Genomic DNA, 23,523 nt, shown 5'->3' with positions numbered 1-23,523 from the left:
TCTTACTTTTTATCAGTTGCTTTTTCTGTCGGCTCGGGCCAATCACTAAAGAAAACGCTTAAGTAACGACTTTTTGCCAAATACCACAACACCCATAATACAATCACCATTTGCACAGCTAAAAACAATGAGAAGCGATAATGGCTATGGGCTGCCTGAATACTTAACCACGACAAATCAATTAATGCACACGCAATCAGCGGCCAACGCATATACCGCCAAATACGCGCCAAGCGCTGTGTTGCTTGATGCGAGTCTCTTGGCCTTCGTAAACAAAATAAAATAGTGGGTACAATGGCTACAGCACCGATCGCTATAGCAATAAAAAAATCATCTTTTGACTTAAAAAACAATGACATTAAATCAAGCTCAGGTCGACGACTCAACGCGGCTATTACCCAAATAAAATAGGCGCGCAATAGTACTAAAATACTCAAGTGAAACGCTAATGGCGTACGATAGCTACCATATTTATCCCAGTATTCAGGCCCATATCGACTCACAACTGATTTTTCCTATCGGCAATAGTGCCCAAAATAAAAAATGCCACTAATAAGGTAAGCGCTAACCACTTAGTGCCAAAAAACAGTAAAGCTTTAGTTAGCAGTGGGCTTAACCACACCACTAACAAGCCAAAGCCAAACGCAGTTATCAACACAAAACACGCCACCCTAACAATAAAGTGGCGCCTAGCTACCACGCCTTTGGTGAGCTTTAAAATGTCATCCGCATACAGCGACACTAAGCACACCATTAAAAGCAGTGATAAATGCGGCAAATAGCTCTGTAACCATTGGCCTAGGTCAATTAACAAGGTATTAAGTATATTTGTAAAACTAGCCATTATGAGTCTCTAACAAAGTAATTAAATCATCCTCTGTCAGTATTTCTATACCAAGCTCTTGCGCTTTGGTGAGCTTAGAGCCGGCTTTTTCGCCCGCCACTAAGGCATCTGTTTTTGCTGAAACACTGCCAGAAACCTTGGCGCCTAATTGTTGTAGGCGCGCTTTTGCATCATTACGATTAAGCGTATTAAGCGTCCCAGTTAGCACATAAGTTAAACCCGCTAGCGGCTGTTCTTGCTCTGATGGCGCTGTTAACTGTGGCCAGTTTACTCCTTGCGCTGTTAATTCGTTTACCACTGTCAGGTTATGCTCTTCAGTAAAAAAGCCGCGAACATGCTTCGCCACTATTTCACCTACATCGCTTACTTCTATTAGTTGTTCAATGCTGGCATCAATCACGTTTTCAAGCGTTAAAAAGTGATTAGCCAAATTCTGAGCTGTGGCCTCACCGACTTCACGAATACCCAGTGAATATAAAAACTTTGCTAAGGTAGTGGTTTTAGCATCATCAAGCGCCGCAACTAAGTTTTTTGCTGATTTTGGTCCCATTCGTTCAAGTGATTCAAAATGTCCCTGCTTTAAAATAAATAAATCAGCAGGGGTTTTGATCAGCTCTCGGTCAACTAATTGATCAACAATTTTGTCGCCTAAGCCGTCAATATCTAAAGCCTTACGTGAGGCAAAATGTTTAATCGCTTGTTTGCGCTGTGCTTGACATACCAAGCCGCCTGTACAACGTGCAACAGCTTCACCTTCAACCCGCTCAACGTGCGAGTCACAAATTGGGCACATAGTTGGAAACACAATCTCTTTTGCATCGCTTGGGCGTTGTTCAAGCACTACTTGGGTAATTTGTGGGATCACATCCCCAGCGCGACGAATAATCACAGTGTCGCCCACTTTTACGCCTAAACGGGCAATTTCATCAGCATTATGCAGCGTTGCATTCGATACCGTAACACCACCAACAAATACCGGCTCTAGTCGCGCAACAGGGGTAATAGCCCCAGTACGCCCTACTTGAAACTCTACATCTAGTAAGTGTGTTATTTCTTCTTGTGCCGGAAACTTATAAGCAATAGCCCAGCGCGGCGCACGCGCAACAAAGCCTAGGCGCTCTTGTAGGGCTTTTTTATTTACTTTTATTACCACGCCATCTATTTCATATTTTAGCTCGCCACGGCGCGTTAAAATGTCATTATAATAGGCAAGCGCGGCCTTTGGGCCTTCAACTAGTTTTGTTTCTGGACACAGTGGTAATCCCCAGTCGGTAAGCTTGGCAAGTTGCTGGTAATGATCTTCAGGTAATGTGCCATCGGCGACCAATCCGGTGCTGTAGGCATAAAACATCAGTGGCCGTTTTGCGGTAATTTTTGAGTCTAGCTGGCGTAAACTGCCCGCTGCCGCATTACGTGGGTTTACAAAAACTTTGTCACCGCGCTTTTCTGCTTCGGCATTTAATTTTTCAAAGCCCGCGCTATCCATAAACACTTCACCGCGCACTTCAAGCTCACGCGGGTAATCATCACCGCGTAACTTTAATGGCACATTGCGAATTGTTTTTACATTTTGGGTAATATTTTCGCCAGTAAAACCATCGCCACGAGTCGCTGCTTGCACTAATACCCCATCGCGATAAATAATCGATACCGCTAAGCCATCCAGTTTAGGCTCACAGCAAAATGTAAGCTCGTCGGTGCTCATTAAACGCTCTTTAATACGACGATTAAAACCACTGAATTCGTCTTCACCAAAAGCGTTATCTAGCGACAACATAGGCACTTGGTGTGCTACTTGCTCAAACTTGGCAAGCGCCGCTCCACCTACTTTTTGAGTAGGTGAATCGGCGGTTAAAAACTCAGGGTGCTGGGTTTCTAATTCGCTCAAAGTACGTAATAAGCGATCATATTCGGCATCGGGTATGCTGGGTGTATCAAGCACATAATAACTATAATTGTGTTGCTCAAGCGTGGTACGAAGATGATTAATTTGCTCACTAATGCTGCTTACCATGTAGACCTCAAAAACATAAAAAAAGCCACTTTGACGAGTGAACGCCCAGTGGCTTACAAAATTTAACTTATGCGTATATTACGCAGAAAATGCGCGAACCTGCTCAACATATTGACGAATACGCTCTACCGTCATTTCGTTTCGCTCAGCATCCAAGATTTCAGCTCCAAATTCATCTGCTAGCTTCTTAGCGGCGCTGTGCAGCATATTAAACGCAGCAAGGCCATCGCCATCACATGGTAGAGTCATAAATAAGCTCACGCCTGCGGTACTAAACTGTTCCATATTATCAATATCGAACGTGCCAGGGTTATACATATTTACCAGTCTAAATAACACCGGCCCTTGGCCTGCAGGGTCTAGATGGCGATTAAAAAAGCCTTCTTCTGAATATTTAAAACCTAGCGTGTTAACTGCTGGCAGTAATTTACTGCCTTGCATGGTCAGTCCTTCTGGCATTTGAATATGCACAATCACAAAGTCTGAAACATCTTTAGGGGCGTCTTGTTGCGTATCAACAGCCTCTTCGGTTACGACTTCAAGGTCATCTTCAATAGCTGTATCAGCAGGGCTAACATCTATTTGTGGCTCATCAGCGCTGAAGTTTAACTCACTCATTTGTGGCTCTTCTCGTTGCGCTAACGTTGACTCTTGTGGCTCAGTATGCACAGATGAAGGCTGCTGTTCTTGAACAGGTTCAACTCGCTCGCTTGCAGGGAGTTCAGCATTCTCTTTTTTTCTTACTGACCACAAACCGTGTATTAATAAGCCACCAATGACAAACACACTGATCACAATTAAAACCCATCTTAATTCTTCGGCCATCCCCTCACCTTTTATTATTAATATGCCTAACTGCCATCATTTTACCCAAAACAACTAGCAAATGACTATAAAATTATGCATGTGCAAGTTGCACCGCTTGTTCAATATCTACAGCAACCATGCGCGACACGCCTGGCTCTGCCATGGTTACACCCGTTAATCTACCCGCCATTTCCATTGCAATTTTATTATGACTTATATAAATAAACTGCACAGATTGTGACATTTCTTCAACCAATCGGCAAAAACGAACCACGTTGGCATCATCCAATGGGGCATCTACCTCGTCCAGCATACAGAATGGAGCTGGATTGAGCCTGAATATAGAAAACACCAATGATAATGCGCTCAGCGCTTTTTCTCCACCACTTAACAAATGAATTGTCGAATTTTTTTTACCCGGAGGTCTTGCCATTATACTAACACCACTTTCGAGTAAATCGTCACTGGTTAATTCTAAGTAAGCACTGCCGCCGCCAAACACTTTGGGGAAAAGCTGGCCAAAATCGTGATTCACTTGATCAAAGGTAGACTTAAAGCGCGTTTTAGTTTCACGATCTATTTTATGAATAGCGCCTTCTAAAGCTGTCAATGCCTGGGTTAAATCATCCAGCTGATTATTTAAATAATCACTTCTTTGCTTAGCTTGTTCAAATTCATCAATGGCTGCAAGGTTAACGGCTCCTAATTGCTCTAGCTGATTACTGACTCCAGCAAGTTGATTTTGCGCTGCGTTTAATGACAACTCTGCAGGAAGCTCTGCTAAAACCTGTTTTAAATTTTGATTAAGCTCGCTAAGTGGCTCAAGTACCGCTTGCGCCTTTATTAGTAAGCTTTGCTCTTCAATGCTCAGTTTCTGATGTTGCTCTTGTAATGCCACCAGCTCAGTTTGTGACGTTTTTAAACTCGCTTGTTTGTTTTGTAATTCTTGTTTTGCTTGAGCTAACTGCTGTTGAATATCCACAAGGGTTTGTTCGCCTTGTTGGTGCTGTACTAATAATTGTTCAATACTTAGTGCAAGCTCTTGCTCAGGAATAAGTAACGCCTCAATTTGCTCTATTAGCTCTTGCGTTCCTTCTACAGCCATTGTTAATGCTTGTTCGGCATGGTTCAACTTGGTTTGACTGAGCTGCCACTCACTACGCACTTTTTGCTCATTAAGGTTTGCCTGGTGTGCTTGCGTTTTATACTGTTCAGCATTATTTAAAGCTTGTTTGTAACCTTCATCACTATTTATTCGTGTGCTATCGGCTTGGTTAAGCTCTTCAGCTAAGGCCTCTAATTGCTCTGCAAGCTGTTCATTTTTATCAAGCTCTTCGCCCAACAATTCGCTTAACTGCTGCTGTTGTTCTAGAAGTGGCTGACGTTGTTGTTGTAATTTCGTCACCTGCTGCAGATGTTGATCAGCTTGCGCTTTGAGCATATCACCACGCGTTGTTGCTACAGCAAGTTGTTGTGCTAATTGATGAATAGTGTCTTTGCGCTCGTTTTGCTGCTCGGTTATTAATACAGCTTGCGCTTGATGTTCTTCAAGTGTGGAGTGTGCGTCCGTCAATGCCTGTTGTTGTTGCTCAAGTAAGGTTTCTTGCTGCTTGAGCTTTTTGTGCATTAATAATAAGGAATTTTCTGCATTTTTTTCGCCACTGAGATGCCAATTTCGACCATGTAACGCTCCTTGCTTGTCCATCACTGCAATATAACTGGCATCGTTAAGGTGGTGAGCTTCACCCTCGGCATCATAAGCAATATGGTTTAATAACTCGGGGTAGATACCAGCGCTAATAAAGGCAGCAATACTATTGCTTGCCACAGACTGTGAGGGTATTTGCCACGTGCTATTTTCTGCTTTACCTGGTGAAATATGAATGTGCTCAAGTGATGACAGCGCCTGCTCTACTAAAAACTCATAACCAGGCTGAACAGTTAACTGCTTGAATAAAGTTAAAGTTTTATCGCTGTTTTTTTCAAGTCCAAGGGTAGTTTTTAGCCCTGCTATACCGGCTTTTAGTTCATTAACTTGCTGAGATAAATGCTGCCATTGCTGCTGAGCTTCATCAAGCTGTTGCTGCTGTATTGCCTGAGCACTTTGACCTCTACTATGAGCAGTTTGCGCGTTAGCCAGCTGCTCTGTTAGCGTTTGTCTGTGCTGCTGTTGCTGAATTAATTGCTGCTCTATCTCACTGCGTTTTAACTCATCTATTTGCTCATCAAGCTGCGTTAGTTGTTGCTTAACATAACTGATTTTCTGCTCTGTATGTTTTACTGCATTTGCATGCGCTAACTGCTGATTATTTAATTGCTGATAGTCTTCTGTTAACGATTGCCACTGTGATGTGTCGGTATTTTTAATCTCCAGCAGCCGATTAACCTCATCGGTAAGCTCTATAACCTGCTCGCTGCACATTAAGTTATACTCTACAGCCTGTTGCAAGCTGTCATCTAACTCTTGGCAGAGACTTTGTTGCTGCGTTTTAGCTTCTTCACTTTGGTTTTTTTGTTGCTCTAACTTGGCTAAATTTTGTTTCAGTGACAGCGTTTGTTGCTTAATGCTAATCTGCTGCTGTTCGCTGCGAGTCAATTCAGTATGCGTATGATGCTGCTGTTGCTGTGCATCATCGAGTTTATCTTGTTGAGCTTGCACTTGAGCATCAAGGCTTGCCAGAACATCATCATGGCCTGAATGCGCCGTTTTAAAGAAGCTGATTTGGTCATCCAGCTTTTTTATTTGCGCACTTTTATCGAGCTGTTGTTGATGCAGTTTTTGCCATTTTAATACCGCTATTTGCCCCTTTAAGGTGCGCTCTTGGGATTTAAGTTCGCGATATTTTTTAGCCTCAACCGATTGTACCGCCAGTTTATCAAGCTGGTTTTGTAACTCTTGACGAACATCAAGCAGTCGCTCTAGGTTTTCTCGGGTGCTTTTTATGCGTGTTTGCGTTTCGCGGCGACGCTCTTTGTATTTAGAGACCCCTGCGGCTTCTTCTAAGAAAACACGTAGCTCTTGCGGTTTGCTCTCTATTAAACGTGAGATCATCCCTTGTTCAATAATAGCGTAGCTTCGCGGCCCAAGGCCCGTGCCTAAAAATATGTCGGTAATATCACGTTTTCGGCATTTACTGCCATTTAGAAAGTACAATGACTGACCATCGCGAGTCACCAAACGCTTAATAGCCACTTGGTTACGATCAGCAAAAGTATTGGGTAACTTACCCTGGGTATTATCAAATATTAATTCAACGGAGGCTTGCGAAATGGGCTTGCGGTTAGTAGAGCCATTAAAAATGACATCGGTCATGGCATCGCCACGTAAATTTTTAGCTGAGCTTTCACCAAGCACCCATCGCACCGCATCAATGACGTTTGATTTGCCACAGCCATTAGGGCCGACAACACACGTCATTTGGTCAGGAAATGGAATTTTAGTGGGCTCTACAAACGATTTAAAGCCCGCTAATTTAATAGTGCTTAAGCGCATTTTATTGTTATTACCGATTTATTATTGTTTTTTACTATAAGTAACTTAACGCATAAATAGCTAAAAAGTTAAGCTTGGCGTTTAAAATTATCTAAAATAATACCCGTGGCCATTGCTACATTAAGCGACTCTGCACCGCCAAAAGCCGGTATGGTTATTTTGTTGCTCACTAATTTTGCACACTGCTCGCGTATTCCATGTGACTCGCTGCCCATAAGCAATACACCTTGGCCACTAAATTTAGTGCTATGCACACTTTGGCCATCTAAAAATGCACCATAAATAGGCATGTTTAATGTAGATAAGTATTCAGGCAATTCAACTTGGCTTACCGATACGCGAACGAACGACCCCATTGTGGCGCTAATTGTTTTTGGGTTATACGGATCGGCACTGTCAGTGCTAGCAACAATATGTTTTATACCGTACCAATCAGCCACGCGAATGATGGTACCTAAATTCCCAGGATCAGATACGCCATCCAAGGCTAATATTAAACTGTTTTCATCTGGTAATACGGTGCTTGGCATATCAATAATTGCAATAGCCGCATTATTACTTACCAAAGTACTGGCCTTTGTTAGCTGCTCTTCATCCGCTGTAATAAAATGCGTTTGAGGATATGAGCTTTGGTTATTATCAATAAAGCTTTGCGTTGCAAATACATCGTTTACTTTTAATGGACTATTTAATAACTCCAGTACATTTTTTTCGCCTTGTACTAAGTATTGGTTAAATTGCTTGCGATACTTTTTTTGGCCAAGCTGGCGAATAAGTTTAAGTTGGTTTTTTGAAATCATGACAGCCCCATTAAATTATCTGCACAGTATACCAGAGGTGACTTAAAGTGCAGCCCCATAAACAGTAAAAGCAATAAAAATAGCCTACTTACAATCAGCTAGCTAATTATAAAGATTGTTTTTTTTATCTAAAAAAGGTAAATTTACAAAAAACAACATGGATATATTTTTAAAATGGAACCAGTACACCCAACTTCATCTGAGTCAAATCAAACACCCCCTGCTATTTTTAGCGGTAAAGTACAATTTAGCGGCAAAGCCGGCGAATTTTTTGGTATATGGATTGTTAATATACTGCTGAGTATTATTACTCTCGGAATTTATTCGGCATGGGCAAAAGTTCGCACCTATCGTTATTTTTACGGTCATACGCGTATCGACGGCCATAGCTTTGACTATCTAGCGACCCCAATACAAATTTTAAAAGGACGCATTTTAGCGGTCATCGCATTTTTAATTTACACCTTACTTAGCAGCCTCGCACCAGCGATAGGCCTTTTATTTGCTATTGGCTTTTTATTTTTATTGCCGTGGATCATCAACCAAGGTCTGCGTTTTAATATGCGTATGACTCGCCATCGTAATGTACGCTTTGCCTTTTCAGGTAATTACGGCGATGCATTTATTAACTTTGTTTTATTGCCTATTGCAAGTGTATTCACATTACACCTATTACTGCCTTATGTATTAAAGCGAATTGATCAATATATGCATGAAAACATCAGCTATGGAAATAAACCACTTACAGTAAATCTTCAAGGCGAACGCTATTACATCGCAGCACTTATTACCCTAGGAGTTGCAATAGGTGGCTTAGTTATTTTTGGCTTCTTTGCTGGTGCAAGTGCCTTAACTATCGATAACTTAAACACACAAAACTTTAGCCTTTCGACAATTGTAGTGCCGCTATTAATTGCTACGTTGTATGTTGCGTTTTTAACACTGGTAGGCGCTGTTTATCATTCGCTTATTAGAAATCATATTTTTAATAACAGTGAATTTACAGAAGTCGCTACCTTTGATTCGAACTTAAAAGCCATTGACTATGCCATCTTACTATTTACTAATGTATTGGCAATTATATTTACCTTAGGACTGGCCTACCCTTGGGCTAAAGTACGCAGAGCAAAGCTGTTAGCATCGGTTACTGAAGTCACTATTTATAGCGGCGCACTTTCGTTGATTGATGTTGCACAAAATGAGCAGTCATCATTTGCTGAAGAAGCGGCCAATGTGTTTGATATTGATATTTCACTCACCTAATGAGTAATTATCCTATTTTTGGCTGTTATTATTACCCCAATAGCAGCCAACATATTAAAAGCTATGCACACCTTTCCCATGAGCAAATAACACTTGTTGACTCTGAGAATACGACGTTACTTGCATCAAAAATAGACAATTGCCAACTTGATAGCCCGTTACCTGGCATGGCGTCAGAGTTAAATTTTGCTGATGGTGGGCGATTTATTCCTCAAGATGTAGAATTTAGGTGGCCATTCGCGCTTAAAGAGCATGGACTCAGTGAACGCTTAGAAAAAAATAAGATTCTTATTGTTGCATCCGTGCTGCTAATTCCCCTATTACTTTGGTTAATTTTATACCGCTTAATACCATCAGTAGCCGTTTATAGCGTTAACTTAGCACCTGCCTCGACAATTGAAACGATGGGAGAGCAAACGCTCAGTGTAATAGAAAAAGTCGCATTGGAACCTTCTCAACTTTCCACTAATAAGCAATCAGAAATACAGCAACAATGGCGTTTAATGCTTAACTCGCTCAATTTAGACAGTGCAAAGTTTAGGCTATCTTTTTATCAGTCTGATTATTTTTCAGCTAATGCGTTTGCTCTTCCAAATGGTCGGGTTGTAGTAACTGACGAACTTGTTGATCTATTAAAAAATGATCCTGATGCCCTGCGTGCTATTTTACTTCATGAAATTGGTCATGTTCAGCACCATCACAGCATTCGCCTTGCAGCACAAGCTGCAGCGAGCACCGTTGTATTTGCAGTTATTTTTGGTGACTTAGAAGGTATATTAGAAGTCGTGCTTGGCTCTGGCTCATCTTTTTTACAACAAGCGTTTTCGCGAGATATGGAACAAGAAGCCGATGTATATGCGATTAAAAACCTTTTAAAATTAGGCTATTCTAACCACGACTTTGCTGATGCAATTGAAGCACTGGAAAATAATTTACAAGCGCAAGAAGGGAGCTATGATGATACTTGGTTAAAGTATTTATCAACGCACCCAAGTTCCCAAGAGCGAATAGAATATGCGAGGCAATATAAACCACAATGACCCCTGAACTAAATTTGCTCTTATTGGTTATCATTATGATAACCCTAGGCTACGGGTTTATTTATCCGCGCTTTGCAGGCAGTAGCTTTAAAAAAGTATCGCTGCAAGATTTATTTGCAACGGGCATTACACTATTAATTGCATCTAGCCTTTATTACAACTCGGGCGTGCAATTTAGCTGGTTAGTATTTGAAGTTAATTGGTTTTGGTTTACTTTTTTAACTTACGTCATAATCGAAATCCCGGTGTTTTTTATTTATGCTAAAAAGCACAATATGCAGTTTTAATAGTACTTTTATTTTTATACAAAAAAAGCGCCAAATTGGCGCTTTTTAATCTACATTAACACATATTAATATTTATGCTTAAGTGCCCACAAATGCAGTAATTCACTGGCAATCGTTGCAGCGGCAATGGCGGTAAGCTCACTTTGGTCGTACGACGGGGATACTTCAACCACATCCATTCCCACCATATTAACCCCTTTAAGTGCGCGTAAAATTTTAAGCACTTTATCAGAAGTTAAGCCACCACACACTGGTGTGCCCGTACCTGGTGCAAAGGCAGGGTCTAAACAATCTATATCAAAGGTTAAATAAACCGGCAAATCGCCCACTCGCTCAATAATTTGTGCTGCAATATCATTTGCATGCAGATCATTAGCTTGCATGGCATCAATCACTGCAAACTCATGCTTGCTTTGATCAAAGTCGGTACGAATGCCTAGCTGAATACTGTGATTAACATCAATTAACCCTTCCATTGGCGCATGATAAAACATGGTTCCGTGATCAAAACGCGAACCGTTACTGTAAGTATCAGTATGCGCATCGAAATGCACTAACGCCATTTTGCCATGAATTTTTGCATGTGCGCGCAATAGCGGTAAGGTTACGAAATGATCGCCGCCCAAGCCTAATAATGTTTTACCTTGGCGAAGTATTTGCTCTGCCGCCATTTCTAATTGCGCGGTAAAATATTCAGGATCCCCCACCGGATAAGTAAAGTCGCCAGCATCCGCCACGGTTAAGCGCTCAAACAATGGAAATGTCCATGGGTATTTTGTATCTTCCCATGCTAGATGTACCGATGCTCTGCGAATAGCATCAGGTCCTAAGCGGGCACCAGGGCGCCCTGAAGTGGCCAAATCAAACGGTAAACCCAGTATCACTACATCGGCTTCAATCGCGTTAATGTTTTGTACCATAGGACGACGTAAAAACGTCATCCCATTTGAGTACAATGAGTGGTCAACACAACCAAACAAGCTAGACATTGCTTATAACTCTTCTAAATAAGTGTAGCCATCAAGGCCGCTTTGCAACTCGTCTAAAACGCTTTGCTGTTCATCTGGTGCAATTTTTGCGCTCACTAACTGCGCATATGACTGCTGAAAACCTTCAACATCTAAATGTACATAACGCATCATATCAGCCACAGTATCACCATGATTAATCTCTGTAATGCTAGCAATACCTTGCTCATCCATATTGACAATAGCACTGTGCGTATCACCAAATAAGTTATGCATATCGCCTAAAATCTCTTGATAGGCACCTACTAAGAAAAAACCCATTAAATAAGGTTTATCTGCTGTAAACTCTGGTACTGGTAACGTACTTTCAATACCTTGACCATCTACATAATGCTCTAATGCGCCATCTGAATCACAGGTGATATCTAGTAACACAGCCCGTTTTTGTGGAGCTTGCGTTAAACCACTTAATGGCAATACCGGAAACACTTGGTCAATACCCCACGCGTCAGGCAATGACTGAAACAATGAGAAATTGACAAAAAACTTGTCCGCTAAACGCGCATTCAGATCATCTATAATCGGTCGATGAAAACGGTTTTTGTTATCCATTAATTTATTAAGTTCATAACACACGCGTAAGTTTATTTGCTCTGCCCATGCACGCTGAGTTAAATCTAATAATCCCATCGCAAACTGACTATGCGCTTCAGCTAAATCACCTTGGCTGTCGTGAAAAATCTCAATTAATGCACGGTCATCAGTAAGCACATGTAATTGTTGCCATGAAATCCACATATTTTTAAGTAACTGCGGCGCATCATCTGCTGGCGCTTCTATTTCTTCTGGTGCATATGTTTCGGTGCCAATTACATTGGAAATAAGCACTGCATGGTGCGCCGTTAATGCTCTTCCCGACTCTGAAATAATGGTAGGAAAAGGCTGTTCATACTGCTTACAAATATCACCTATGGTGTACACAATATTATTTGCGTATTCAGCCAAGCTATAATTCATTGAGTTGTGTGATTGACTGCGTGTACCGTCGTAATCAACCGCTAAACCGCCCCCTACATCAAGGCACTCTATTTGTGCACCCAACTTACGTAATTCACAATAAAAACGCGCAGCTTCACTTACACCTAAGCGTACATCACGAATATTGGCCATTTGCGACCCTAAGTGAAAATGCACAAGCTGTACTAGATCAAGCTGATCTGTTTCTTTTAAACGGTTTACTACATACAGCACTTGCGAAGCAGATAACCCAAACTTAGATTTATCACCGCCACTGGCCTGCCATTTACCTTTGCCTTGCGAGGCTAAACGCACACGAATACCAATACGCGGTTTTACGTTAAGTTCTTTGGCTTGGCTAAGCACCATGTCCAGCTCAGACAGTTTCTCAAGTACGATATACACTTTATGGCCCAGCTTTTCGCCAATCAGCGCTAAGCGCACATATTCTTTATCTTTGTAGCCATTACACACAATGACCGCACTGGTTTTTTCAGCCAGCGCTAATACAGTTAATAACTCTGGCTTGCTACCAGCCTCTAAACCTAGCTGTTTTTTTTCTACTTGCGCTTGGCTGGCAACAATTTCTTCAACGACTTCGCGCTGTTGATTTACTTTAATCGGATAAACTAATAAATAGTCTTTTGGATACCCATAGCTTTCTATTGCGGTATTAAATGCGCCACATAAGCTATGCACACGATGGTGTAATATTTGTGGAAAACGAACGAGTGCTGGCAAACTTAAGCCTTTTTCTTCAAGCTGCTTAGCAATGTCTGTTAGTGCAATGGTTTGCTGTGGGGCATCAGCCTTTGGCGCAACATACACATCACCTTGATCATTAATACCAAAAAAACCTTGGCTCCAATGACGAACGTTGTAGCTCGTACGAGCTTGTTCTAGTGATGTTGTCTCTTTCATTTATCTTTCTCTTTTATTTATGAATGCCAAACCGGCTAGTTGCCGCGCATTAAAAGAAAAATAGTGATTCATGTCCAACAAGTATTTCTACTCGTAACGAGTTAGAATTGAAATTGATAAATAAAAGCTTCAAACAAAGCAATATTAGCTGAGCGCAAGCTCCATAAATAAGCTATTCGGGTTTTCTGTGTATTCACCAAAAGGGGCACATTGCACAAACCCTAAATTCTCATAAAGATGGATTGATTGTATTTGCTTTGGTCCTGTTTCTAGTTTTATGATTGGGATTTCTTCTTCGCCAGCATAGTGCAATAAAATTTGCATAATACGCCGCGATAAGCCTTTTCCGCGATAGCTAGGTTTTACGTAAAGCCGTCTAATTTCGCCATACCAGCTACCATCAAATTGCTTTACTATTGCGCCACAGGCAACTATTCCGTCTTGATTTTTTAACCCTACAGCGTAAACGCCCGGTAAACCAAGCTCATTAACTGTAAGCGCTTGTGAAGTTGCTACAGGATATAATGAGCTAATAAGTCGATCTATGTCAGCAAATACGTTGATCACATCCTGATCACAAGGGTCTAAGTCGACTAACTGCATGGTTTATCTCAAGGTTATGCTTAAATATATTTAAACTATACCGTATCGATAGGAATGAACAACCTACTTAGGCTAAGTTATTTTTAGTGGGTTAGTTTATTGCTAGGATAATAAATAGCTCAATAACAAGGTGAGAATATGATGTACCCAGATAAAGAGCGCTTATTAGCGCTCTTTATCAATTATTAAAGCCCTTGTTCGTCTGCCATTTTCTTAACTATTTGTGGTGCTGTCCACAACGAAGGTAGTAACACAAACGAAACTGGCACCGCAGTGACCACAATAAACGACTGCAAGGCTGAAATCCCCCCCTCGCCTATAGAAATAAGCAACGCCGCCATCACCCCCATCATAATCCCCCAAAACACTCGAATAGAGGTTTGTGGGTGATCGGTACCCGTCATTACCATAGATACCGAGTACGTCATTGAATCACCTGTTGTTGCCACAAAAATAGTGGTCAGTACTAAAAATAACACCGACACAACAAATCCCATAGGTAACTGCTCAGTGATGGCTAACAATGCCGCTGGCAAATTAAGCCCAGCAAAAGGCTCTGATATAACGCCAGGATTATTTAATTCAAAAAAGATGCCTGAGCCGCCAACAATAGTAAACCAAAAACACGTGATCACAGGGGCAACCACAGAAATAAGTAAAATCATTTCACGAATAGTACGTCCACGGGATATACGTGCAACGAACATAGCCATTAATGGGCCATAACCTAAAAACCAGCCCCAAAAGAATACAGTCCACCAGTCTAGCCACGGTTTATCGGCACGAAATGTAGCCATAGGAATAAAGTTATCTAAATACAAACCAAAGGAATGAATGTAACTGTCGATAATAAACGCAGTTGGCCCCATTAGTAATATAAACAACATCAGCAACACTGCCAGTACAACATTAAAACGGCTTAGTAGCTGAATACCTTTGGTAACCCCACTTACCGCTGAAAGTGTGTAAATGCCAATTAAGCTAAATAAAATAACCACCTGCGTGGTGTAGGTATCAGGAATGGCAAACAATTTTTCTAGACCAAAACTCACTTGTAAACCTAAAAAACCAATAGGACCAACAGTGCCAGCAACCACAGCGAGTACACAACATGCATCAACAATAGTACCAAGCGCACCTTTCATTGCGCGATCGCCAAATACCGGGTAAAGCAAAGTGCGCGGTTTAAGCGGTAATCCTTTTTCGTAATGGAGATGCATATAAACAATGCCGGTCAAACTACCTAAAATAGCCCAGGCTAAAAAGCCCCAATGCATAAAGCTTTGTGCAAGAGCGTTGTAGGCGGCATCCTTTGTGCCAGTTTCACCACCAAATAACGGGGGCGGAGAAATAAAGTGTGCCATTGGCTCTGCTGCGGCCCAAAATACACCGCCACCTGCAAGCAAAGTACACATAATTATACTTATCCATTTGAAGGTAGATATTTCAGGGGTTTTTAAACCGCCGAGCACCACTGAACCGGTGCGGCCTACGGCTAAAAATATGCCAATCACAAAGGTTAATAACAGCAGAACTTGCCAAAAGGCGCCAAATATTTTGGTGGAGAAGGCAAAGGCAGAGTTTATCCAATCCGACATCAGTTTTATGTCGTACAGTGCCAGCGCGGCAAATAAAACTAATATACCGCCACTGATTAAAAAAACGGGTATATCAACCCCTTCCAGAAACTTTACTCGGGGAGAGTGCATTTCACCCGACTTTAAAGCTGCTTTCGTGGTATTCATTTATCGCTCCTAATGGTTTTTTACAGTTACCGACATAGCGACATACCATGACATAACCCTAAACCATAGTTACAACGAACAAAAAAGCAACTCAAAAGCAAGTTTTAAGTACCTGTTGTGTTTACGCTTAGATAATGTCACAACAAGTAGACTTATTGCCAATTCATGGCTAGTTTAACGCGTTAAAAACACTAAACCAATGCCACAGCAATGATTTGTGCAACTGTTACAAAATAGTAAAAAATTCATTACACTTAGCTAGCAAACAAACAAAAAGTATACATTTCTGTTTGAGCTAAAACGCAGTAAGTTAGCAAACGTTACTGCCCAATTAGAGGTTAAACAAAGCGACTTATCGATTGGGGTAACTAAACTTGTCGCCTCAGTTAATGATAAACACCAGGTTACTGGTGCTCTTTATGCCATTTTAAATAATTGCTGTGTGTTAATGGTTTTGCAAATAAATAACCTTGCACAGCATTTACACCCATCGACTTTAATACATGTAGTTGCTCAGCACTTTCGACCCCTTCGGCTACAATATTAATATCTAAACTATGACCTAAACCAATAATAGACTGAACTATGCTTTGCCCCGATGCGTTATCCAACACTTTATCAATAAAGCTTTTATCTATTTTTAGTTCGTCTATCGGTAAAACACTCAAGTGCTTTAAACACGAGTAGCCGGTACCAAAGTCATCAATTGAAAATACAAATCCCTGCGACTTTAGCTCTTTCATTTGCTTTACCGTACTCATTAAATCACCCGCTAACATGGACTCAGTGATCTCTAATTTAATTTGTGAGGGTAATACATCATACGTCTCAATCGCTTTAAACAATTCTCCTTTTAAAGTAGAAGAATTAAACTGACACTGGCTGATGTTAATAGACACATTAAACTGGTTTTTCAGTACGTTATGATCTCGAAGTGTTTCCAGTAAAATACAAATATCGCGCAATACAATGTTTTGTAGCTTTTGAATTAAGCCAAATTGCTCGGCAATCGGAATAAACGAATTAGGAGAGATTAGCCCTTTGGTTGGGTGATTCCATCGTATGAGTGCTTCTGCACCAATAATACTGCCATCAATTGATAATTGAGGCTGAAAGTAAGCACAAAATTCATCACATGCAATCGCTCTGACTATATCTGTTTCAAGCTCAGTTTGATTTTCCAGTAAGGTTTGCAGTGCAGGATCGTAAAAGCTACTACTATTACCGCCTTTCATTTTAGAGCGATACATGGCGGTATCTGCAAATTTTAAAATATTTTCGCTAATAGCATTGGCGTTATTAATTAAACATATACCTATACTGCAGCTAACTTGAAACGCCAAATCCCCTATCTCAAACTTGTCATAAAAAACGCTTTGTACCACTTTAGCCATTAATTCTGATTCAAGACTCGCTTGCTTATGGCTATCTCCTACATTCTCAATGAGTATAATAAATTCATCACCGCCAACACGGGCAAGGGTATCTGTTGGGTTTAAAACACGCGTTAGTCGCTGTGATAGCTCAACCAGTATTTCATCACCGGCATTGTGCCCTAATGAGTCGTTTATACGTTTAAAATTATCTAAATCTAAAAATAAGAGTGCGCCCGTGTGATCAGACTGCTTAATTTGTTCAACATACATACTGAGTCTATCATTGAGCATTCTGCGATTCGGGAGGTTTGTAAGCGGGTCAAAAAATGCTAACCGTTGCACCTCTTCTTCTGCCGCTTTACGAGTAGAGATATCTCTGGCCATCCATACTACATGTCGCTGAGAGGGATTATTAGGTTGGTAACTTTCAAGCGGGGCTGTTCGTCCTTCAAATGTAAGTTGCTTACCTTTTATATTTAGCTGATACTCAAACACTTGAACTTCATTAGTTTGAAGCGTTTTGGCAATTACCGCCATAATAGGATTAGCATCCTCGGGAGGCATAATATCTCTGACATTTCGATTAATCACATACTCTTGGCTTAAATATAAACTTTCATTAGCAGTGCCGTAAACGTTGGTATACTCCCCTTCTTCACTCAAAATGAGGGTTAGATCGGGAAGTACTTTTGCGAAGGCTTTAAACTTTTCATTACTTTGCTGTAATTCTGCAAGTAACACTTTTGATTTTAGTGACTCTGTGTGCTTTTCTAAAGCAATACTGGTGAAATCAACAAAAAAGTCTATTAATTCTAAGTCTTGTGGTGTTGGTGACTTGGCACTGTCATGATAAATTGCAAAGGTGCCTAATATATCTGATTGTGTTGAAATAATAGGGGTTGACCAGCACGACCTTAAATCAAAATTCAATGCCAACGCTTTATAATTTTCCCATAAGGGTGATGTTGCAATATCTGAGGCAATAATTCGCTTTTTTTCATACGCTGCAGTACCGCATGAGCCAACGCTGGGACCTATATGCACGCCATTAATTGCCTCACAGTAACCCTTTGCAATATTAGGCGCCGCACTATGAAATAACTGCTCACCTTTGAGTGTTAATATAGAGCACTTTGCAGAGGAGTCTTCAATAAGCTCCTCAATAGATAAACAAATATTTTCAAGTACTTCATCAAGTGGCGCACCCAAGGCTATTTTAGATAATATACTTTGTTGCTGAGAAAGCAGCTTTCTGACTCTCATTATTTCAATCAAATTATATTCCTCAACAGTCACTTACGCTAAATGCGCCGCTATATTCTATATAATAATTTATTATAGTCTTTTGACTATACATAATATTGAAATTAGCATCTATCGGAATTTTGTCTATTGCGCGAGCATTTTATTTCATTAAGCACTTTCGAAGAATTCAAAGCAATTGCCCAAGCTAGCAATTTATTATCATTCTATTTGAAATGCCCTTTATTAAATACTTTGTTACTTAAAAGTACTGTTTAAAATCATCAAGCTATTTATAATAGCCAAAAGATAAATAATCGATGAGGTTAGTGTGCAAATAACGCAAGGTATGGAATATTTTTTTTCCGGGTTTAAGTTAATTAGTCAAAAAGGACTAAAACGCTTTGTACTAATCCCCCTACTTATTAATATTTTATTATTTGGTAGCTCCTTATTCTTTTTATTTGGCTGGCTGAGTGATGGCTTTAATGCTGTAAATACCATGCTCCCAGAATGGTTAAGTTGGCTCGAATGGTTAATGTGGCCAATTGCTGTACTGGTGGTGCTGTTTAGTTACAGTATGTTATTTACCGTTATTACTAACTTTATCGCCGCACCTTTTAATGGCTTGCTAAGTGAAAAAGTTGAGCTGTATTTAACTGGTCAAAAAATTAACGACGATGGATTAGCTGATTTAGTCAAAGATGTGCCGCGAATGCTAGGCCGAGAATGGACTAAGCTTTGCTACTACCTCCCGCGCGCTATTGGCTTTTTTATTCTATTGTGGGTGTTACCGGTAATAGGCCAAGTGCTCTGGGTGCTTTTTACCTGCTGGATGTATGCGGTGCAATATAAAGATTATGCTTTTGATAACCACAAAGTTAGCTTCACTCAAATGAAAAATGACTTAAAAAGCAAACAAGGCTTATCTTACGGGTTTGGCTTTGCAGTGATGCTGCTAACCGCTATCCCATTTATAAATTTAATTGTGATGCCTGTGGCAGTGTGCGGCGCTACACGGTTATGGGTTGAGCATTACCGACCACAATATCGTAGTTAAAAAAAATGGGCCTGTTGGCCCATTTTTTATACTCGCTAATCAATTAACTATATAAGCTTTGTGGTACTTTAATTACGTTTAAGTGCACCGTTATCTCTTCACGATCATGGTACAAATGCTTAGCTTGTAATTCGTAGCTGATACCGAACTTCGCCATTTCCTCTCTAATCATTTTTAGACATTCATACACACTATCAAAGCGTTTTTTCATCGGTAGTTTTAGATTAAAAATAAGCTCTTTTGCATAGGCGTTTACTGCCCAGTCAATCATCAAGTTAGTTACTTTCGTTGGTTTTTCTACCATATCGCAAACTAACCAGGTTATGTTTCTTTTTTCTGGGCGGTATTTAAAACCATCTTCTCTAAAATGTTTTACTTGCCCTGTTTCCATTAAACTTTCATTCATTGGGCCATTATCTATCGCGCTAACAAACATACCACGACGAACCAACTGATAAGTCCAACCACCTGGGCAAGCACCTAAATCAACGCTGCGCATCCCAGCTTGTACTCTTGACTCACGCTGCTGCTCAGGAATAAATACATTAAATGCCTCATCTAACTTAAGGGTTGAGCGGCTTGGGCCATCGTTTGGCATACGTAAACGCAGAATTCCCATAAAGAAAGGTGAGTTATTATAGCTATAAGAGTGACCCACATACGCAGTATTATTAGCTAAAAACAGCACATGCATTACTGGACGATTGGCTTTTGGTTCACGCAATACGGTATTTTGTTTCTCGAGCGCTTTTTTAAGCGGAGTTGATATCTTTTTACAAAAAGTCAGTAACTCCTTGCCCTCGTTGGTATCGGGTGTTTCTACTCGTAGTTCAGAGCATAAAGTAAAGTCTTTTGCGGCATCTACAATAGCGCCCACTCTATCCTCTAATGGCATATTTTCTATCAGGTTACCGGCAAACCATTGGCGTGCAAATACCATATTTTTAAAATCAACCTTTTTGATTATTTCGTCGCTGTGCTGCGCTTCAAAACATTCATAAATAACATAACCGGTATTTGGTTTTGCTTTTACATACCCAGCAAACCCTTGCTCGGCGGCGTGAAACGTTATTTCAGCAGCGGCATCGCTTTCAAAACCACTACGACAGTAAATCACAACACTAGACATATTAACCCTTAAACTCTTTAAAACTTAAATCGTGCAACTTGCACTAAAATAACTATCCAACCAATAATAAAACACAGTCCACCTAGAGGTGTAATTGGGCCCAGCCACTTTAAGCCGGTTAAAGCCAGTAAATATAAGCTGCCACTAAATAACAGTGTACCCGCTATAAAAAAACCACCTGCCATGCTTAAGTTAATTCCCCACTTTATTAAGGTTGCCACTGCAATCAGTGCCAGCCCATGTACCATTTGATACTCGGCGGCGGTTTTAAAAATACCAATAGCGTAATCTGATAAGCGACTTTTTAAACCATGGGCAGCAAATGCGCCCAGTATCACTGAAAGCATACAAAAAAAGCTGCCTGCGAGTAAAAATAGTTTAATCATGTTTTTCCTCTTTTACATTCTCAATGGTGCTTTTGATAAAGTTAGCCGCCTGCATTGCTGCAACATTCAGGTTTTGTTGCTCAGTCACGCCACTTTTTTTACGTGGTTTTAGTGAATGGTCACCATCAGTTAACCATATATACTGCGGCTGTTTTGGCATTGCCATTGTGGCAAGCTCTTCGCGGGTGCCAAAGGTGTCTCGTTCACCTTGTAGTACTAAAAAAGGACATGGTATGTCTGCAAAGTGATCTGTTCGGAGCTTTTCTGGCTTGCCCGGTGGGTGAAACGGATAACCAAACGCAAGTACACCTAGAACAGCATGCGAGGTTGAGCAAGCAAGCATAGACGCCATGCGCCCGCCCATTGATTTACCCCCTATAAATAGCGGTAAATTTGCATCAGCTTGAGTAAGTATATGCTCAAAATATGTAAGTAATTTTGGTGCTCGCTCTGGTGGGCGACGTTTATTAGTTTGTTTAGCAATGTGCATGTATTCAAAATCAAACAACCCAACGTCAATACCATACTCACTGAGCTGTTTGGCCATGGTTTGCATAAACTCAGAATCACTGCCAGCCCCTGCACCATGCGCAAATATAAACTGTGCAATGGCCGGTTGCTGACTGCTTTTAACCCATTCAATGCTCATTAATATTCTTGCTCCTGCTCAACTAGGCTTAACATCCAATCTTTAAATGACACAATTTTACCTAATTCATTTTGCGACTCACGGATCACCAAATAATAGGCGTTTTTACTTTCTAAACTGTGATTAAACGGGATCACTAATCGACCTGCATCAATATCTGGTTTTGCTAAAACACTATTACCTATTGCAACACCTTGGCCATGTACCGCAGCTTGCAGCACCATAGATGAATGACTAAAAATAGGCCCTTGGTTAACTTGTACGTTGCGAACACCCGCGGTTTTCATCCACGTTTTCCAGTTTTTACGAGTGGTGTCATGCAACAAGGTATGGTTTGCTAAATCACTTGGTTGATTAAGCGCTCTAGGGCCACTTAACAATAATGGGCTACACAGCGGCACTAAGTATTCAGTGTGCAATTTATAAGCTTGTACGCCACTCCAATGACCGCGACCATAATAAATTGAAATATCAACATCGTCTGTTAACGAGTTTTCGTCCTGATCTTGGGCTTTAATTCGCACATCAATTTCAGGGTGTAACTCGTTAAATAAGCTCAATCGAGGAATAAGCCATTGAATCGCAAAGCTCGGGGTTAAACTCACTGTTAGCGAGCCTTTTGCACCACGGGCTAGTAGCTTTTCGGTTGCGTCAATTAGCTGAGTAAAAATCTCTTTAATATCTAAAAAGTAGCCTTGACCTTCTTCGGTTAGAAGTAACGAGCGATTTTTACGCAAAAACAACTTTAACCCTAAGTGCTCTTCGAGGGTTTTAATTTGATGACTTACCGCAGCCTGCGTCACATACAACTCTTCTGCGGCTTTAGTAAAGCTTAAATGACGGGCTGCAGCTTCAAAAGCTTTTAGCGCGTTTAATGGAGGAACTCGTCTTGACATGGCAACCAAGCTTAGAATTAGTTTTTCTTATGCGGTGAATTATATACCTATGCTGGGAAAGAGTATATTCAAGCCACAAAAAAAGCGACCGAAGTCGCTTTTTTATGAGTTAATCACTCTTTTATAAATCGCTAGCACTGGTATCAAGCGGAGCAAAGCTTTTGATTAAATCATCAACCGCTTTCATTTGCGATAAGTACCCTTCTAATTTACTCAGTGCTAATGCACAAGGGCCATCACATTTTGCTTCATTTGGATTTGGGTGTGCTTCAATAAATAAGCCTGCAATACCCAGTGCCATGCCACTACGAGCCAGTTCTGCTGCTTGAGCACGACGACCATCGGCTGAATCAGCTCGACCGCCAGGACGTTGTAGCGCATGAGTAGCGTCAAATATAACGGGCGCCATGGTTTTCATGTCATCCATGCCCAGCATATCAACCACTAGGTTGTTATAACCAAAGCTTGAACCACGTTCACACAAGGCCACATTATTATTGCCTGCTTCATTAAATTTAGTAATGATATGACGCATTTCATGTGGGGCTAAAAACTGTGGCTTTTTCACATTAATAATTGCGCCTGTTTTTGCCATTGCAACCACTAAGTCTGTTTGACGAGCCAAAAATGCCGGTAGCTGAATAACATCAACAACCTCAGCAACCGGTGCTGCTTGATGAGGTTCATGCACATCGGTGATCAGCGGAATATTAAAGGTATTTTTAATCTCTTCAAATATCTTTAAGCCTTCTTCCATGCCCGGACCACGGTAAGAATTGATTGACGAGCGATTGGCTTTATCAAATGACGCCTTAAATACATAAGAAATATTTAATTTAGTAGTCACTTCAACATAATGCTCGGCAATACGCATCGCTAAATCACGAGATTCCAGCACATTCATGCCACCAAATAAAACGAAAGGTTTATCATTTGCCAGTTCTATTTGATTAATATTTATAACTTGGTTGTTCATTTTAATT

General features: G+C 40.7%; 20 protein-coding genes. 4 read left to right on the top strand and 16 right to left on the bottom strand.

Annotation, left to right across the window (positions count from 1 at the left end; genetic code table 11):
* Positions 1–2: 2 nt before the first annotated feature.
* From ACZ5WS_RS09145 to ACZ5WS_RS09120, 6 genes are all read right to left on the bottom strand, one after another.
* A complete protein-coding gene (locus tag ACZ5WS_RS09145; protein ID WP_055013311.1) occupies positions 3–503 on the bottom strand; it encodes a DUF2919 domain-containing protein in 501 nt (166 codons plus the stop codon).
* Complete coding sequence (locus ACZ5WS_RS09140; protein WP_464707899.1) at positions 500–844, bottom strand: DUF3392 family protein; 345 nt, start codon at positions 842–844, stop codon at positions 500–502. Before ACZ5WS_RS09140 ends, ACZ5WS_RS09145 begins: the two co-directional genes overlap by 4 nt.
* On the bottom strand, positions 837–2,858 hold the full coding sequence (gene ligA, locus ACZ5WS_RS09135) for an NAD-dependent DNA ligase LigA (protein WP_464707896.1): 2,022 nt from the start codon (positions 2,856–2,858) through the stop codon (positions 837–839). The genes ACZ5WS_RS09140 and ligA overlap by 8 nt, the downstream gene beginning before the upstream one ends.
* Positions 2,859–2,936: 78 nt before the next feature.
* Positions 2,937–3,683: a cell division protein ZipA gene (gene zipA, locus ACZ5WS_RS09130; RefSeq protein WP_464707892.1), complete on the bottom strand. Its 747-nt coding sequence runs from the start codon at positions 3,681–3,683 to the stop codon at positions 2,937–2,939.
* Positions 3,684–3,756: 73 nt separating this feature from the next.
* Positions 3,757–7,158, bottom strand: a complete 3,402-nt coding sequence (locus ACZ5WS_RS09125; RefSeq protein ID WP_464707890.1) for a chromosome segregation SMC family protein — start codon at positions 7,156–7,158, stop codon at positions 3,757–3,759.
* 68 nt (positions 7,159–7,226) lie between these two features.
* Positions 7,227–7,958, bottom strand: a complete 732-nt coding sequence (locus tag ACZ5WS_RS09120; RefSeq protein ID WP_010388385.1) for an RNA methyltransferase — start codon at positions 7,956–7,958, stop codon at positions 7,227–7,229.
* Between the two features lie 174 nt (positions 7,959–8,132).
* Here ACZ5WS_RS09120 and ACZ5WS_RS09115 point away from each other — a divergent pair, with 174 nt between their 5' ends.
* From ACZ5WS_RS09115 to ACZ5WS_RS09105, 3 genes are read left to right on the top strand one after another with little or no spacing between them, the layout of a single operon-like run.
* Positions 8,133–9,221: a YjgN family protein gene (locus ACZ5WS_RS09115; protein ID WP_075169561.1), complete on the top strand. Its 1,089-nt coding sequence runs from the start codon at positions 8,133–8,135 to the stop codon at positions 9,219–9,221.
* A complete protein-coding gene (locus tag ACZ5WS_RS09110) occupies positions 9,221–10,261 on the top strand; it encodes a M48 family metallopeptidase (RefSeq protein WP_464707883.1) in 1,041 nt (346 codons plus the stop codon). Before ACZ5WS_RS09115 ends, ACZ5WS_RS09110 begins: the two co-directional genes overlap by 1 nt.
* A gap of 35 nt (positions 10,262–10,296) precedes the next feature.
* On the top strand, positions 10,297–10,548 hold the full coding sequence (locus tag ACZ5WS_RS09105; RefSeq protein ID WP_464707881.1) for a hypothetical protein: 252 nt from the start codon (positions 10,297–10,299) through the stop codon (positions 10,546–10,548).
* 65 nt (positions 10,549–10,613) lie between these two features.
* Here the strand turns inward: ACZ5WS_RS09105 and speB are convergent, their stop codons facing one another.
* The 5 genes from speB to ACZ5WS_RS09080 form a co-directional block, all read right to left on the bottom strand.
* Positions 10,614–11,537 (bottom strand): agmatinase, encoded by a 924-nt coding sequence (gene speB / locus ACZ5WS_RS09100; protein ID WP_464707879.1) that lies wholly within the window; start codon positions 11,535–11,537, stop codon positions 10,614–10,616.
* 3 nt (positions 11,538–11,540) lie between these two features.
* Positions 11,541–13,454, bottom strand: a complete 1,914-nt coding sequence (speA, locus tag ACZ5WS_RS09095) for a biosynthetic arginine decarboxylase (RefSeq protein ID WP_464707875.1) — start codon at positions 13,452–13,454, stop codon at positions 11,541–11,543.
* 144 nt (positions 13,455–13,598) lie between these two features.
* Entirely contained in the window at positions 13,599–14,057 is a 459-nt protein-coding gene (locus tag ACZ5WS_RS09090; RefSeq protein ID WP_008467955.1) for a GNAT family N-acetyltransferase, read from the bottom strand.
* 185 nt (positions 14,058–14,242) lie between these two features.
* Positions 14,243–15,802 (bottom strand): BCCT family transporter, encoded by a 1,560-nt coding sequence (locus tag ACZ5WS_RS09085; protein WP_464707872.1) that lies wholly within the window; start codon positions 15,800–15,802, stop codon positions 14,243–14,245.
* A gap of 404 nt (positions 15,803–16,206) precedes the next feature.
* Positions 16,207–18,453, bottom strand: coding sequence for a putative bifunctional diguanylate cyclase/phosphodiesterase (locus ACZ5WS_RS09080; protein ID WP_464707870.1), 2,247 nt, complete (start codon positions 18,451–18,453; stop codon positions 16,207–16,209).
* A gap of 316 nt (positions 18,454–18,769) precedes the next feature.
* Here ACZ5WS_RS09080 and cysZ point away from each other — a divergent pair, with 316 nt between their 5' ends.
* Positions 18,770–19,480: a sulfate transporter CysZ gene (gene cysZ, locus ACZ5WS_RS09075; RefSeq protein ID WP_282454259.1), complete on the top strand. Its 711-nt coding sequence runs from the start codon at positions 18,770–18,772 to the stop codon at positions 19,478–19,480.
* A gap of 43 nt (positions 19,481–19,523) precedes the next feature.
* Here the strand turns inward: cysZ and rlmM are convergent, their stop codons facing one another.
* From rlmM to kdsA, 5 genes are all read right to left on the bottom strand, one after another.
* On the bottom strand, positions 19,524–20,609 hold the full coding sequence (gene rlmM / locus ACZ5WS_RS09070) for a 23S rRNA (cytidine(2498)-2'-O)-methyltransferase RlmM (protein WP_055013323.1): 1,086 nt from the start codon (positions 20,607–20,609) through the stop codon (positions 19,524–19,526).
* 17 nt (positions 20,610–20,626) lie between these two features.
* Positions 20,627–20,995, bottom strand: a complete 369-nt coding sequence (locus ACZ5WS_RS09065; protein WP_198523426.1) for a DUF423 domain-containing protein — start codon at positions 20,993–20,995, stop codon at positions 20,627–20,629.
* The gene (locus ACZ5WS_RS09060; protein ID WP_464707865.1) at positions 20,988–21,644 is read right to left on the bottom strand and encodes an alpha/beta family hydrolase; all 657 of its coding nucleotides are present in this window, start codon (positions 21,642–21,644) and stop codon (positions 20,988–20,990) included. The genes ACZ5WS_RS09065 and ACZ5WS_RS09060 overlap by 8 nt, the downstream gene beginning before the upstream one ends.
* Positions 21,644–22,540, bottom strand: a complete 897-nt coding sequence (locus ACZ5WS_RS09055) for a transcriptional regulator GcvA (RefSeq protein WP_008115185.1) — start codon at positions 22,538–22,540, stop codon at positions 21,644–21,646. Before ACZ5WS_RS09055 ends, ACZ5WS_RS09060 begins: the two co-directional genes overlap by 1 nt.
* Before the next feature lie 121 nt (positions 22,541–22,661).
* The gene (kdsA, locus tag ACZ5WS_RS09050; RefSeq protein WP_464707861.1) at positions 22,662–23,516 is read right to left on the bottom strand and encodes a 3-deoxy-8-phosphooctulonate synthase; all 855 of its coding nucleotides are present in this window, start codon (positions 23,514–23,516) and stop codon (positions 22,662–22,664) included.
* Between the last annotated feature and the right edge of the window lie 7 nt (positions 23,517–23,523).

This window comes from Pseudoalteromonas sp. 11L1, assembly GCF_055397545.1.
Note: the sequence above shows the minus strand (reverse complement) of the source record. Positions and strands in the feature narration are given on the sequence as shown.

Excerpts from the sequence above, each read along its gene's own strand:
- ACZ5WS_RS09105 (WP_464707881.1), top strand. The coding sequence starts at position 10,297 with ATGATAACCCTAGGCTACGGGTTTATTTATCCGCGCTTTGCAGGCAGT.
- ACZ5WS_RS09110 (WP_464707883.1), top strand. The coding sequence starts at position 9,221 with ATGAGTAATTATCCTATTTTTGGCTGTTATTATTACCCCAATAGCAGC.
- ACZ5WS_RS09125 (WP_464707890.1), bottom strand. The coding sequence starts at position 7,158 with ATGCGCTTAAGCACTATTAAATTAGCGGGCTTTAAATCGTTTGTAGAG.
- ACZ5WS_RS09115 (WP_075169561.1), top strand. The coding sequence starts at position 8,133 with ATGGAACCAGTACACCCAACTTCATCTGAGTCAAATCAAACACCCCCT.
- zipA (WP_464707892.1), bottom strand. The coding sequence starts at position 3,683 with ATGGCCGAAGAATTAAGATGGGTTTTAATTGTGATCAGTGTGTTTGTC.
- cysZ (WP_282454259.1), top strand. The coding sequence starts at position 18,770 with ATGGAATATTTTTTTTCCGGGTTTAAGTTAATTAGTCAAAAAGGACTA.
- ACZ5WS_RS09055 (WP_008115185.1), bottom strand. The coding sequence starts at position 22,540 with ATGTCAAGACGAGTTCCTCCATTAAACGCGCTAAAAGCTTTTGAAGCT.
- rlmM (WP_055013323.1), bottom strand. The coding sequence starts at position 20,609 with ATGTCTAGTGTTGTGATTTACTGTCGTAGTGGTTTTGAAAGCGATGCC.
- ACZ5WS_RS09090 (WP_008467955.1), bottom strand. The coding sequence starts at position 14,057 with ATGCAGTTAGTCGACTTAGACCCTTGTGATCAGGATGTGATCAACGTA.
- ligA (WP_464707896.1), bottom strand. The coding sequence starts at position 2,858 with ATGGTAAGCAGCATTAGTGAGCAAATTAATCATCTTCGTACCACGCTT.
- ACZ5WS_RS09065 (WP_198523426.1), bottom strand. The coding sequence starts at position 20,995 with ATGATTAAACTATTTTTACTCGCAGGCAGCTTTTTTTGTATGCTTTCA.
- ACZ5WS_RS09140 (WP_464707899.1), bottom strand. The coding sequence starts at position 844 with ATGGCTAGTTTTACAAATATACTTAATACCTTGTTAATTGACCTAGGC.
- kdsA (WP_464707861.1), bottom strand. The coding sequence starts at position 23,516 with ATGAACAACCAAGTTATAAATATTAATCAAATAGAACTGGCAAATGAT.
- ACZ5WS_RS09120 (WP_010388385.1), bottom strand. The coding sequence starts at position 7,958 with ATGATTTCAAAAAACCAACTTAAACTTATTCGCCAGCTTGGCCAAAAA.
- speB (WP_464707879.1), bottom strand. The coding sequence starts at position 11,537 with ATGTCTAGCTTGTTTGGTTGTGTTGACCACTCATTGTACTCAAATGGG.
- ACZ5WS_RS09085 (WP_464707872.1), bottom strand. The coding sequence starts at position 15,802 with ATGAATACCACGAAAGCAGCTTTAAAGTCGGGTGAAATGCACTCTCCC.
- ACZ5WS_RS09060 (WP_464707865.1), bottom strand. The coding sequence starts at position 21,644 with ATGAGCATTGAATGGGTTAAAAGCAGTCAGCAACCGGCCATTGCACAG.
- speA (WP_464707875.1), bottom strand. The coding sequence starts at position 13,454 with ATGAAAGAGACAACATCACTAGAACAAGCTCGTACGAGCTACAACGTT.